This window comes from Pantoea sp. Morm, from assembly GCF_016643525.1.
Classification (GTDB): Bacteria; Pseudomonadota; Gammaproteobacteria; order Enterobacterales; family Enterobacteriaceae; genus Pantoea; species Pantoea dispersa.
The window spans coordinates 49,018-62,343 of the sequence record NZ_VOQX01000016.1 but is presented as its reverse complement, the minus strand read 5'-3'; the positions used below and the strand labels follow the sequence as shown (position 1 = coordinate 62,343).

At 59.0% G+C, this 13,326-nt stretch carries 11 protein-coding genes; 5 read left to right on the top strand and 6 right to left on the bottom strand.

Translation table 11 applies throughout. The features are described from left to right. Nucleotides 1-26: 26 nt before the first annotated feature. Nucleotides 27-2,357: a Tex family protein gene (locus FT726_RS08235; protein ID WP_104094206.1), complete on the bottom strand. Its 2,331-nt coding sequence runs from the start codon at nucleotides 2,355-2,357 to the stop codon at nucleotides 27-29. A 236-nt stretch (nucleotides 2,358-2,593) separates the two neighbouring features. Between FT726_RS08235 and FT726_RS08230 the strand changes: the two genes are divergently transcribed. The 3 genes from FT726_RS08230 to greB all read left to right on the top strand — a co-directional run bounded on the left by FT726_RS08230 (nucleotide 2,594) and on the right by greB (nucleotide 4,415). Continuing rightward, entirely contained in the window at nucleotides 2,594-3,550 is a 957-nt protein-coding gene (locus FT726_RS08230; protein WP_346302657.1) for a hypothetical protein, read from the top strand. 104 nt (nucleotides 3,551-3,654) lie between these two features. Continuing rightward, nucleotides 3,655-3,855, top strand: coding sequence for a hypothetical protein (locus tag FT726_RS08225; RefSeq protein WP_346302656.1), 201 nt, complete (start codon nucleotides 3,655-3,657; stop codon nucleotides 3,853-3,855). 53 nt (nucleotides 3,856-3,908) lie between these two features. Then, nucleotides 3,909-4,415 carry a transcription elongation factor GreB gene (gene greB / locus FT726_RS08220; protein WP_021507408.1) on the top strand — a complete coding sequence of 169 codons (507 nt, stop codon included), beginning with the start codon at nucleotides 3,909-3,911 and terminating at the stop codon, nucleotides 4,413-4,415. A gap of 102 nt (nucleotides 4,416-4,517) precedes the next feature. Here the strand turns inward: greB and yjbE are convergent, their stop codons facing one another. Continuing rightward, a complete protein-coding gene (gene yjbE, locus FT726_RS08215) occupies nucleotides 4,518-4,760 on the bottom strand; it encodes an exopolysaccharide production protein YjbE (RefSeq protein WP_021507409.1) in 243 nt (80 codons plus the stop codon). Between the two features lie 510 nt (nucleotides 4,761-5,270). On the opposite strand from yjbE, the gene ompR reads away from it, so the two are divergent. Next, nucleotides 5,271-5,990 carry a two-component system response regulator OmpR gene (gene ompR / locus FT726_RS08210; protein WP_001157751.1) on the top strand — a complete coding sequence of 240 codons (720 nt, stop codon included), beginning with the start codon at nucleotides 5,271-5,273 and terminating at the stop codon, nucleotides 5,988-5,990. Beyond that, complete coding sequence (gene envZ / locus FT726_RS08205; protein ID WP_031279686.1) at nucleotides 5,987-7,345, top strand: two-component system sensor histidine kinase EnvZ; 1,359 nt, start codon at nucleotides 5,987-5,989, stop codon at nucleotides 7,343-7,345. The genes ompR and envZ overlap by 4 nt, the downstream gene beginning before the upstream one ends. A 133-nt stretch (nucleotides 7,346-7,478) precedes the next feature. Here envZ and pckA read toward each other — a convergent pair whose 3' ends face one another. From pckA to FT726_RS08185, 4 genes are all read right to left on the bottom strand, one after another. Next, nucleotides 7,479-9,098, bottom strand: a complete 1,620-nt coding sequence (gene pckA / locus FT726_RS08200; RefSeq protein WP_125309868.1) for a phosphoenolpyruvate carboxykinase (ATP) — start codon at nucleotides 9,096-9,098, stop codon at nucleotides 7,479-7,481. Nucleotides 9,099-9,368: 270 nt separating this feature from the next. Then, the gene (gene hslO / locus FT726_RS08195; RefSeq protein ID WP_150059651.1) at nucleotides 9,369-10,241 is read right to left on the bottom strand and encodes an Hsp33 family molecular chaperone HslO; all 873 of its coding nucleotides are present in this window, start codon (nucleotides 10,239-10,241) and stop codon (nucleotides 9,369-9,371) included. 25 nt (nucleotides 10,242-10,266) lie between these two features. Continuing rightward, nucleotides 10,267-10,668 carry a ribosome-associated heat shock protein Hsp15 gene (gene hslR / locus FT726_RS08190; protein WP_021507413.1) on the bottom strand — a complete coding sequence of 134 codons (402 nt, stop codon included), beginning with the start codon at nucleotides 10,666-10,668 and terminating at the stop codon, nucleotides 10,267-10,269. 239 nt (nucleotides 10,669-10,907) lie between these two features. Then, the gene (locus FT726_RS08185) at nucleotides 10,908-13,049 is read right to left on the bottom strand and encodes an intracellular growth attenuator family protein (protein ID WP_104094154.1); all 2,142 of its coding nucleotides are present in this window, start codon (nucleotides 13,047-13,049) and stop codon (nucleotides 10,908-10,910) included. Nucleotides 13,050-13,326 lie beyond the last annotated feature (277 nt).

Genomic DNA, 13,326 nt, shown 5'->3' with positions numbered 1-13,326 from the left:
ATCAACCTCCTGTACTCGCGCGCCGCTTAGCGTTTCTTCCCAAAGGCGGCCGCCAGCGCATCGCCCATCGCACTGTTACCGACGCTGGCGCTGGCAGGTTTGCCGCGGCCTTTGGCACCGGCGGCCGGCCGCGCGGCCTCTTTGCCTGCGCCGCGGTTGCCGCCGCTGCGCGCGTTGCTTTCACCCGGCTGCTCATCCAGACGCATGGTCAGCGCGATACGCTTACGCTGCAGATCGACTTCCATCACCTTCACTTTGACGATATCGCCGGCTTTCACCACCTGATGCGGATCGTCTACGAATTTGTCCGACAGCGAAGAGATATGCACCAGGCCGTCCTGATGCACGCCGATATCGACGAACGCGCCGAAGTTGGTCACGTTGGTCACTGCACCTTCCAGCACCATGCCCGGCAGCAGGTCGTTGAGCGTCTCCACGCCTTCGGCAAACTGCGCGGTTTTGAACTCCGGACGCGGATCGCGGCCCGGTTTCTCCAGCTCTTTGATGATATCGGTGACGGTCGGCAGCCCGAAACGCTCATCGGTGAAGTCGCGCGCATTCAGGTCGCGCAGGCTACCCGGATTGCCCATCAGTTCATTCAGCGCCTGTTCCGTAGCGGCGAGAATGCGCTCCACCAGCGGATAGGCTTCCGGATGCACCGTTGAGGCATCCAGCGGATTATCGCCGTGGTTGATGCGCAGGAAGCCGGCGCACTGTTCAAAGGCTTTCGGCCCAAGGCGGCTCACCTTCAGCAGCTGCTGACGGTTCTGGAAACGGCCGTTTTCGTCACGCCAGCTGACAATGTTCTGCGCCATCATGCGCGTCAGGCCGGCGACGCGCGTCAGCAGCGCCACCGAAGCGGTATTCAGATCGACGCCCACGGCGTTCACACAATCTTCCACCACCGCATCGAGTTTTTTCGCCAGCTGGCTCTGGCTGACATCGTGCTGATACTGGCCGACGCCAATCGATTTCGGGTCAATTTTGACCAGCTCTGCCAGCGGATCCTGCAGACGTCGGGCGATAGACACCGCACCGCGCAGCGAAACGTCGAGATCGGGGAACTCCTGCGCCGCCAGTTCGGAAGCGGAATAGACCGATGCTCCGGCCTCACTGACAATCACTTTTTGCGCTTTGATTTGCGGGAACTGCTTCTGTACGTCGAGGAAGAAACGCTCGGTTTCACGTGAAGCGGTGCCGTTGCCGATCGCCACCAGTTCAACCTGATGTTTCGCGCACAGTGCCGCCACCGAGGTCGCGGCTTTGGCCGCCTGGCCGGTATGCGGATAGATGGTATCGGTCGCGACCAGCTTGCCGGTGGCATCGACCACCGCCACTTTGACCCCGGTGCGCAGGCCCGGATCGAGACCCATGGTGGCGCGCATGCCGGCGGGAGCCGCCATCAGCAGATCGTGCAGATTACGGGCAAACACGTTGATCGCTTCGTCTTCCGCCCGTTCGCGGATGGTGCCCATCAGTTCGGTTTCGAGGTGCAGCAGGACCTTGATGCGCCAGGTCCAGCTGACCACGGCTTTGCGCCAGCTGTCGGCCGGTGCGTTGTTCAGGCGCAGGCCAAGGTGGTCGGCGATCAGCGTTTCACCGTAGCTTTCGCGCGGCGCTTCATCAAACTGCGGATCGGCGTTGAGCGACAGCTGTAAAACGCCTTCGTTACGGCCACGGAACATGGCCAGCGCGCGGTGCGACGGCACGCTGCTCAGCGCTTCGTGATGATCGAAGTAGTCGCGGAATTTAGCGCCTTCTTCCTCTTTGCCTTCCACCACGCGCGCAACCAGATGGGCGTTCTTCCACAGGTATTCACGTACTTTCGCCAGCAGCGTGGCGTCTTCGGCGAAGCGCTCCATCAGGATATAGCGTGCGCCATCCAGCGCGGCACGCACATCGGCGACGCCTTTGTCCGCGTCGACATAACGCGCTGCCAGCTGCTCGGGATCCTGAGACGCATCGTTCCACAGCGTCTCTGCCAGCGGTTCCAGCCCGGCTTCGATAGCGATCTGCCCGCGCGTGCGGCGCTTCTGCTTATAAGGCAGATAGAGATCTTCCAGCTCGGTTTTGTTCAGCGTGCCGTTGATAGCAGTGGCTAATTCCGGCGTCAGTTTGCCCTGGTCATCAATGGATTTCAGAATCGACTGGCGGCGTTCCTCCAGCTCACGCAGATAGCCGAGACGGCTCTCCAGCGTACGCAGCTGGGTATCATCCAGCCCGCCGGTCACTTCCTTACGGTAACGTGCTATAAACGGCACGGTGTTCCCTTCGTCCAGCAAGCGAATGGCGGCGTCAACCTGGTCGGCGCGTGCCTTCAGCTCACCTGCGATAATCTGGCTCAGCGAATCTTTCATCATCAGTAACTGTCTTGCTTACACAGGGTTAGAAATAGGGGACAGTTATACGGACTGAGGCCGCAAATTGCCAGCCGCTGACCGGTGAATCCGTCTTTTTCTGAATGCAGCGCGCAACTCAGAGAAACTTAGCCACCTATGTGTTAAACCCCAACGCAATGGCGTGCCGGTTGCTGCCAGGCTCGCCCCGCCTCTGCCCTATAATCCGTGGCAAACCACGGAAGGAGGGTGAAGCAATGATCAAATTACTGCTGCTGCTGGCCGGACGCGAGCTGCTGGTGCGTTATCGTCTGCTGATTTATGGCCTGGCGCTGTGCGGCGTGCTGCTGGCCGGCATGATCGTGGCGGACGTGCTGGTCGATGGGCATATCAATCTGTCGCTACAGGTGCTGGCGCTCTTACTGTCGCTGTCGCTGCTGTTTAACCTGCTGAGCGGCGAGGTGTCGCTGCAGCGCTGGCTTAATCTGCTGTTTTCCCTGATTTTTGTCGGCACGCTGCTGGCCGGCGCGCTGTGGCACGGTGATGAAAGGCAACTGAAGAAACTGCTGCTGACGGTGATGGAAATCTGCCTGTTGTTTAACGGCCTGTTTCGCTGCCTGAGCGCGGCGCTGATTCAGCGCCAGCGCTGGGTGCGACATTTTATGCTGGGCTGCGGCGAGATGGTGCTCAGCGTGGTGCTGTTTTTCAATGACAACCTGCATACCTGCCTGTTGCTGGGCAGCTGGCTGGTGCTGTTGCTGCTGTCGTTCAGCCTGACGGTGTGGCGCGTCTGGCGCCAGTGGCAGCGCCTGCCGGCGGGTCAGTCCGTTACGCTGCTGCCGTGGTTTTGTCGCGGCCATCGTCATATCGCGCGGCTCCGGCCGTGGCAGCAGGCCCGCTTTCCGCCGGTCGCCGCGGCATTTCCTCTCTGTGTCCACGTCTGGCAGGCGCAGTCTGAAGCCAGTCAACAGCCGAAGCGCTATGTGATTGACCGTTACATCGGCGTGATTAACGGTGAAGGGCACTTTTGTACCGGCCACGCGGCACTGAGCTTTGGCGAGCGCGGCTACATCAGCCTTTATCCGCAGCAGGAGATCGATCCGCAACCGCACGAGCTGCCGCGTCTGCTGCTGGCCGGACAGATTAACGATCGTCCCGGCCGTTTTCTCCCCTGCTGGCGGCAGAGATTGCCGACTGGCGCAGCCCGGATTTAACCTTCAGTTTTCAGCACTACAACGGACAGGCGCTCGCCAGCTACTGGCAGGCCAACCGTGGTGACAGCCTGTATAATCTGACGGCAAAAAACTGTTCGACCACCGTGGTGGATGCGCTGGACGTGGCGTTTGAAGGCTATTACGGCCAGCGGCTGCAGCAGGTGTTTGCGCTGCTGCTGCAGCCGGCATTCTGGGGCGCCTGCGTGCTGCGCGAACGGGCAGAAATCATGACCTGGACACCCGGCCTGGTCGCCGATTATGTGCGCCTGATGAAAAAGACGCTGGGTGCCTGTCCGGGCAGGTAAGGCTTTGTGATAGCCTCTGTGCAGTGAACAGGGCTGTAACCACGAGTGAAGCGATGAAAACCCAACTGATTACCCGCGAAGGCTATAACAAGCTGCGTGCTGAGCACGACCATCTGTGGAATGAGAAGCGGCCGGAAATCACCCGCATTGTCTCCTGGGCCGCCAGCCTGGGCGATCGCTCTGAAAACGCTGATTACACCTATAACAAGCGCCTGCTGCGCCAGATCGATCGGCGCGTGCGCTATCTGCGTAAATGTCTCGCCGAGCTGAAAATTGTTGATTATGCGCCGCAGCAGGAGGGCAAAGTGTTCTTCGGTGCCTGGGTGGAAGTGGAGAATGAGCAGGGCGACGTGAAGCGTTTTCGCATCGTCGGACCGGACGAGATCTATGGCGATACGGTGAAAGAGTACATCTCCATCGACTCGCCGATGGCGCGCGCGCTGATCAAAAAAGAGGTGGATGACGAGGTGACGGTAAACACGCCGGAAGGGCAGAAGGTGTGGTTTGTGAACCGCATTGAGTACGTCACGGAAAGTGAGGAAAAAAGAGGCGGAGAGTAATGGCCTGGTGAAACAAGCCGGGGCGCAACTTATTCTCCGCTGGCGAAAGGGCTGGCAGTATAAGAGGGGGAAGCGCCGCAGCCTTGCCGCGCCAGATAAGCGTTATTTGCCCGGCGTGGTCGCCGTGGTCGTTGAGGTGCTGCTGCCGCCGTGATCGCCGCCGCCCATGGTGGCCAGCGCGACGCCGAGCAGGGCACCCACCGCACCGATGCCGATAGCATCGGAATTACCTTTGGCCGTGGTCGACGCCTGTGCGCCGGCGGCTTCGCCCGCTGGCGTAGCGGCCTGAACCTGTGTGAGGCTGGTGAGTACCAGAGCGCTCAGCAGAACAACGGTTTTTTTCATCTTTCTTCTCCACATGAACTCAGTAAGCAGGTACCGATGCAGTGTCGGAGATCATTTGCGCAGAGGAAAGGGGAGTTTACTGACTGATTTAAATCACTTTATTTAACACTGGCCTTATTTTGCGCGCGCACTGGCACTGTTCCGAGCGCGGATACGCAGTCAGCGGCGAAAACGCGATATTTTATGCTACTGAGCGCGGCCGCTGGCTTATCCTGCAGGCGAAACTTAAGCCAAATGGCGCGCCCCGCCTGACGGCGGAAGCGGGACGGCCCGGCTGGACCACTCGCCGGCAGAAAACGCCGCTGATTTTCAGACAAGCGCTAAACGGCGTCAAAATCAGTCAGAAAAGCGCGAGCGGAGCCGCAGTTCGCGGTTAAAATTAAAGATAAGCTGCTGTTTAATATGCTTTGTAACAATTTCGGCTAGAATATAAACCAATAATGACTGTCACAGACGGGCATCTTTTTTACACAATATCGGCTCAGGCAATGGCGCCTTTGGGAGTTGAACATGCAAGAGAACTACAAAATTCTGGTCGTCGATGATGATATGCGTCTGCGCGCACTGCTCGAACGCTATCTCACCGAACAGGGCTTTCAGGTGCGCAGCGTCGCCAACGCCGAGCAGATGGATCGTCTGCTGACCCGCGAATCATTCCATTTAATGGTGCTGGATTTAATGCTGCCGGGCGAAGATGGCCTGTCAATTTGCCGTCGTCTGCGTAGCCAGAGTAACCCGATGCCGATCATTATGGTCACCGCGAAAGGTGAAGAGGTCGATCGTATCGTGGGGCTGGAAATCGGCGCCGATGACTACATTCCAAAACCGTTCAACCCGCGTGAGCTGCTGGCGCGAATTCGTGCCGTGCTGCGTCGTCAGGCCAATGAGCTGCCGGGCGCGCCGTCGCAGGAAGAAGCGGTCATCGCCTTCGGTAAGTTCAAACTGAACCTCGGCACGCGTGAAATGTTCCGTGAAGATGAGCCGATGCCGCTGACCAGCGGAGAGTTTGCCGTGCTGAAAGCGCTGGTGAGCCATCCGCGTGAGCCGCTGTCGCGCGATAAGCTGATGAACCTGGCGCGCGGGCGTGAGTACAGTGCGATGGAACGTTCTATCGACGTGCAGATCTCTCGTCTGCGCCGCATGGTCGAGGAAGATCCGGCGCATCCGCGCTACATCCAGACCGTCTGGGGCCTTGGCTACGTGTTCGTTCCGGACGGCAGTAAAGCATGAGGCGATTGCGCTTCTCACCCCGCAGTTCGTTTGCCCGCACCCTGTTGTTGATCGTTACCTTGCTGTTCGTCAGCCTGGTAACGACCTACCTGGTGGTGCTCAATTTCGCCATTCTTCCCAGCCTGCAGCAGTTCAACAAAGTCCTCGCCTACGAAGTGCGTATGCTGATGACCGATCGGCTGCAGCTGGAGGATGGTACGCAGCTGGAAGTGCCGCCGGCCTTCCGGCGCGAAATTTATCGTGAGCTGGGCATCTCGTTGTACACCAACGCGGCGGCGGAAGAGAGCGGACTGCGCTGGGCGCAGCATTATGAATTCCTCAGTGAACAGATGGCTCAGCAGCTGGGCGGGCCGACCGACGTGCGGGTTGAGGTTAACAAAAACTCGCCGGTGGTCTGGCTGAAAACCTGGCTGTCACCGGATATCTGGGTGCGCGTGCCGCTGACCGAAATCCATCAGGGCGACTTCTCACCGCTGTTCCGCTATACCCTGGCGATTATGCTGCTGGCGATTGGCGGCGCCTGGCTGTTTATCCGAATACAAAACCGACCCTTAGTCGATCTTGAACACGCTGCGTTGCAGGTGGGGAAAGGCATTATTCCGCCACCGCTGCGCGAATACGGTGCTTCGGAAGTGCGTTCGGTGACGCGCGCCTTCAACCAGATGGCGGCGGGCGTGAAGCAGCTGGCCGATGACCGTACGCTGCTGATGGCCGGCGTCAGCCATGATTTACGCACGCCGCTGACGCGCATCCGTCTCGCCACCGAGATGATGGGCGAGGAAGATGGCTACCTGGCCGAGTCGATCAACAAAGATATCGAAGAGTGCAACGCCATCATCGAGCAGTTCATCGATTACCTGCGCACCGGGCAGGAGATGCAAACCGAGCGCGCCGATCTGAATAGCGTGCTGGGCGAAGTGGTGGCGGCGGAGAGCGGCTACGAGCGCGAGATTGAGAATGCGGTGATGGACGCCGAGCTGATGCTGGACATTAACCCGCTGTCGATTAAACGCGCGGTGGCTAATCTGGTGGTCAACGCGGCACGTTACGGCAATGGCTGGATTAAAGTCAGCAGCGGTCAGGAACTGAATCGCGCATGGTTCCAGGTGGAGGATGATGGTCCGGGCATTAAGCCGGATCAGTTACAGCATCTGTTCCAGCCGTTTGTGCGTGGCGACAGCGCGCGCAGCACCAGCGGCACCGGTCTGGGCCTGGCGATTGTGCAGCGTATTATCGATGCGCATGACGGATCGCTGGAGATTGGCGACAGCGAACGCGGCGGATTACGTATCCGCGCGTGGTTACCGATCCCGGAAAACAGCGCCACGACGGCAGTAAGCAGTAACGTTAGTTAAATTTCCGCACCAACCGTAGCGGCGCAATCTATTGCGCATCCATCAGCGATATTACCGCTGCAGGCATACGCGATAAATCGCGCCGCGACGAAATGTGCCATCGCTAAGCCGCCGTTGTGGCGGCTGGGCTACTTCACAGCTGCGGGCCGGCCTGCACCAGCGCCTTACCGGCATCGTTATCGGTGTACTTCTCGAAATTGGTGATAAAGCGCTGCGCCAGCGCTTCGGCCGCCTGCTGCCAGGCGGCGGCGTCAGGCCAGCTGCGACGCGGATCGAGAATGGCATCGTCCACCTGTGCCAGCGTGGTGGGCACCTGCAGATTAAACACCGGCAGTGTCACGGTCTCCGCTTCATCCAGCTCACCGGCCAGAATCGCGTTGATGATAGCGCGCGTGTCTTTCAGCGAAATGCGCTTGCCGCTGCCGTTCCAGCCGGTATTCACCAGATAGGCCTGCGCGCCGGACGCCTGCATACGTTTCACCAGCACATCCGAGTACTGCGTTGGATGCAGCGTCAGGAACGCCGCGCCAAAACAGGCGGAGAAGGTTGGGGTGGGCTGCGTCACACCGCGCTCGGTGCCAGCCAGCTTGGCGGTAAAGCCGGACAGGAAGTGGTACTGGGTTTGCTCCGGCGTCAGACGCGAAACCGGTGGCAGTACGCCAAAGGCATCGGCGGTCAGGAAGATGACCTTCTTCGCATGGCCCGCTTTCGACACCGGCTGCACGATGTTTTCGATGTGCTCGATCGGGTAAGACACGCGGGTGTTTTCCGTCTTGCTGGCGTCGGCGTAATCGACCGTGCCGTCGGCGCGCACCACCACGTTCTCCAGCAGCGCATCGCGGCGAATCGCGCGGTAAATCTCCGGCTCGGCCTGCTCTGACAGATTGATGGTTTTGGCGTAGCAGCCGCCTTCGAAGTTAAAGACGCCGTCGTCGTCCCAGCCGTGCTCATCGTCGCCGATCAGCTGACGATCCGGATCGGTAGAGAGGGTGGTTTTACCGGTACCGGACAGGCCAAAGAACACCGCCACGTCGCCCGCTTTGCCGACGTTGGCCGAGCAGTGCATCGAGGCGATACCCTTCAGCGGCAACAGATAGTTCATGATGGCGAACAGGCCTTTTTTCATCTCGCCGCCGTACCAGGTACCGCCGATCAGCTGCATGCGTTCGGTCAGGTTAAAGGCGACAAAATTCTCGGAATGCAGCCCCTGCGCCAGCCAGTCCGGATTGGTGCACTGCGCCGCGTTCATCACCACGAAATCCGGCGTAAACTCAGCCAGTTCGGCTTCAGTCGGACGGATAAACATGTTTTTGACGAAATGCGCCTGCCACGCCACTTCCATCACGAAACGCACGCTGAGGCGGGTGTCCGGGTTGGCGCCGCAGAAGGCGTCAATCACAAACAGACGCTTGCCGGAAAGCTGTTGCGTGCAGCGATCTTTCAGCGCCTGCCAGGTTTCCTGTGACAGCGGCTGGTTGTCGTTCTTGCCGTTGCCAACGTCGTTCCACCACAGCGTGTCACGCGTGGTGTCATCCCGCACGATGTATTTATCTTTCGGCGAACGTCCGGTGAAGATGCCGGTATCCACGGCAATGGCACCGCTCTGCGTCAGGGTGCCGCGCGCGTAACCTTCCAGCTCCGGGCGGGTTTCTTCCTGAAATAACGTGGCGTAATCAGGGTTGTACACCACCTCGGTGGTGCCGCTAATTCCGAGCGTTTCGAGGTCTTGCGATGTCAGGCCGTTAACGCGCATGTGACTGCTCCTTAAATCGGTACTTCATGGCATTTTTTATGAGGGTTTCTGCGTCCTGCTGCGCATAGCCGCACAGGGCAGATCGCGCGCAGTGTACACGTCTGAGCGAGGTGGAAAAGTGAAGAGAGTTAAAAATGCGAGCTGGAACGTGACAAGTAGAGAAATCTGCCACTTATGAAACTAAAGTTAGCGTAAATTAGTTAATTTCCGTGAAAAATCATAGCGCTACGCCGGCGGAAAATACGGGCGGCGTCACCGCCCGTTTGCTGATTAATGCAGTTGATCGCTATTGCCGGAGGGAGCGTTACGAATAGCAGCAATATCCACTGCGTCGTACACATAGTGCGTGCCGCAATAGTCGCAGTGCATATCAATTTTGCCGTCTTCGACCAGAATCTCATCCACTTCCTCTGGCGGCAGCGTTTTCAGCACTTCACCGCAGCGTTCGCGCGAGCAGGTGCATTTGAAACTGACCGGCGCCGGATCGTAAACCGTGGCTTCTTCCTGATGATAGAGACGCCACAGTACGTCAGTAGCGGGCAGCTCAATCAGCTCTTCGCTCTTCACGGTTTCGGTTAACGTGGCCAGATGGTTGAAGTCATCCAGGTTGGGCTCCTGCGCGGGCAGCACCTGCAGCAGAATACCGGCTGCGCCTTTCTCGCTGGTGCGAATGAAAAGGCGGGTTGGCAGCTGCTCGGAACGCATGAAGTAATCTTCCAGACAGCCCGCCAGCGTATCGGCTTCCAGGCCGACCACGCCCTGATAGCGCTCGCCTTTCTCAGGCGAAATGGTGATCACCAGATAGCCGTTACCCACCATCTGCTTCAGGCTGCTGCCTACGGCGATCTCCGCATCCTCTTTCAGCCGCGCCACGCCGCGCAGCTCCTGGCGATTATTCCCGTTGATCACCGCCATGCTCAGCGGGCCATCGCCCTGCAGCTGCACGGTGATATCGCCGTCAAATTTCAGCGTAGCGGTGAGCAGGCTGGTGGCGACCAGCAGTTCGCCCAGCAGCGTTTTGACCGGCTCGGCGTAGTCGTGGTTCTGCACGATGTCGCGCCAGGTTTGAGATGCGTTGACCAGCTCGCCGCGCACGGCGACGTTTTCAAACAGGTAACGATGCAGTTGATCTTGAACAGACATAAGGTTTCTCTCGTGGGGGCGCGAGTTATTCATCGCCCGACAATTTAAATTTCAGCAGATCGCGGCGCTCTTTTTTATCCGGGCGGCGATCGGGATGCGGCATGGTCAGGGCATTCATTTTGCGCGCCAGCGCGTTCTTTTCGCGCTTTTCGATGCTGGCGGCCGTCTCCGCGTACATCTGCTGCGCTTCGCTGGCCGGACGCCGCTGGTCGCCGATGGCGGTGATGATCACCGTGCGCTCATCGTTGCCCTGACGCAGCGTCAGCTCGGCCTGCAGTTCGACCACTTTGCCCGGTTTGCTGCGCTGGCCGTTGTAATGCACTTTGCCGCCTTCAATCATGTCGCGAGCCAGCGCGCGGGTTTTATAGAAGCGCGCGGCCCACAGCCATTTATCAAGGCGGACGCCTTCACTGGTTTTCTCTTTCATTGCGGCTCCTGCTGTTACGCTGCGTCGCGCCGTGTGGCGATCGGTCGCACACGGTCGCATGACGCCGGAAAGATGGATCGGGCCGGTGCCGGATACCCAAAGGTATGGGTACAACGTGATAAATCAAGGGCGAGGTGCCGTTGCGGGCTGCCGATCCATCGCCAATCCCTTAAGCGTAATCGGCATTTTGTTTTCCGCCCTGAAAAACAGGGCGACAGGGTAGCACAGAAGGCGGAGGGTCAGAACAGCGAGCGCACGCTCTGCATAGTGCTGAGGTTGTGGTTAAAGCACTTGTCGTAATACTGCTGAATCTGCGCCATACGCAGGCGGTTGCGGTGGATGCGGCGCAGCGCCAGCAGGCCGTTGCTGACGGCGCTGACAATCAGCACCAGCATCAGCAGCGCGGTGCCGAGATAGCGCCACTGCGCCATGGCGTCGGGCTCGTTGTGCAGGGCGATATGGCGCGTGCCGTTGGCATCGGTGGTAATGCTGGTAATGATACCGCTGGCGGCAAACGGTGTGTGCAGCAGCATGCCGGACAGGCGCTGCAGTTCGTGCCACTGTGAAGGAGCGTCGAGATCGAACAGCGCCACCGACGGCTGCGGCTGGTTCACCATCTGCCGGCCTTCATCGCTAATGATCAGGAATCCGCCCGGCGGCGGGCTGTTAAGGGTTTCCGCCGCGCGACGCGTCTCCCGCGAGAAGAAGGTCGAGGTGGCGGTGTTCACCAGATTCTCCAGCGCTTCGGCGCTAACCGGACGCAGCAGCACGTTCATGCCGTTGAGCTTGCCGGAATCCGCACGGTGAATCAGCGTATCCCAGTCTTTGGCGTTACCGAGGTTAACCAGCGCATTTTTCAGGCGCACGCAGTCCTGCTGCTGGCTGCACAGCTGCTGGGTTTTCAACACCAGATCGGAGAAATCATCCAGCAGGATCATGCCTGATTTCTGGATCGCCGACGCCAGCTGCGGGTTAAGTTTCGGGTCGGTGTTGGTTTCCGGATGCAGCTGCTGCGTGGTGGTCTCCAGCAGCGCGGCGGCTTTGTCGATGATGTCGGACTGCGGCAGCGGCAGCGGCGCAGCGTTGTTCCAGTAAATCGCCGAGCAGTCGAACGGCATGTAGCCGTAGCTGCGGTTGCTCTGGTAATTGCCCGGAACCGAGCACATGCCGGTGCCGTTCACTTTCAGGCTATCGCCAATGTGCAGCGGCAGGGCAGTGAGTTTATCGACGCTGTTCACTTCCACACTTTCGGTGCCTTTCAGCCAGGCGAGGCTGAGTTTGATCGGCATGCTGAGCGGAATCCAGCTCACCAGCATCACCAGCACCAGCAGCGAACCGCACGCCAGCACCAGGTTTTTACGCCAGCGCTGTACCGGGAAGTTGCGGACTTCATCCTGCAGCGACAGGAAGCGCCCCTGGCGTACCACCTGACGATTCAGGTAGATATCCACATCCGTCACCTGGCCCAGGTCGTGCGCCACATAAGGCTGCCAGTGTGCCGGATAGATTAAGTCGATGATGCCGAGCGAGATGTTGCTCTGCTCCTGGTTGGATTCGCCAAACAGGCCCCAGCGCTTCGGTGCGCCGCGCAGACAGTGCACATCGCGCAGCCCTTTTTCACCGGGGAATCGGTACATAAACCACAGGCTGACAGCGACGATCGCGCCGGCGGGCAGCGCAATCCACAGCATCAGGCTGCCGGGCAGCACCAGGCTGAGGAAAAACAGCAGGAAGGCGCAGCAAATAGCGCTCGCTTCACGCGTGCCGTCGGCGCGCGACAGCTGATACTCTTCCGGCGACTCTTTGCGCACCTGCAGCAGCTCGACGTTTTCGCTCTCCTCTTTACGAATCGAAGCGTTGGTCGACATTGGCCGCACCAGCGGCGGCAGCGCCGGTTGTTCCACCGCATAGTTCACCAGCGAGTGGCCGTTGAGCGAGATCACCAGCGGCAGGGTCTGGGTGCGGATCAGCTCGACGTAGTTTTCTTCAGCGATGTACTGCTCCCACAGCGGCGGCAGATGCACCTCGACTTCATCCAGGTAGTAGCGCCATTTGTGGGGATCGTCAGTGGAGAGGCCGTAACGGGTGATGGAGCGGGTAACGGGATAAACATTATTGCTCTGTGCGGTCAGCGCCAGCGCTTCGGGTTCCCGTGACGATCGGGTCGATCGCCCACTGCTGTGCTGACGCGCTTTACCCAGCGACGCAATATACTTCTCAACGGCAGCGCGTTCTTCATCGGTGAGTTTACGGCAGGGCGGACTGATAAACGGCAGTGGTTTCGCCAACGGCGGACGATGCCGCATAGCGTACCAGTAGCCGATTCCGGCCACTAACGAACAGGCCAGCATGACAGCCAGAATGACGATAAGAGTGCTCATGCTTTGCTCAATCCAGCCAAAAAACTGCCGTCACGTTTACGATGTGCTCCCGGTAAAACCTGCAATACGAGTCAATTTTGGCGAGCAGAAGTCATTCTGACAAGAGGCAAATGAAACAAAATACCGCGCAAAATCATTGTATTATAAATTTGTTAGATTATTCCTTAACGGGATGGTACTCACAAGTCCCTCAATTAAACATCGGTATTATCCGAATTTGCTGCTACCCCGTTGACTTATTGTGAAAATCTTACTGTGCAGATAACAAGAAGTTGTT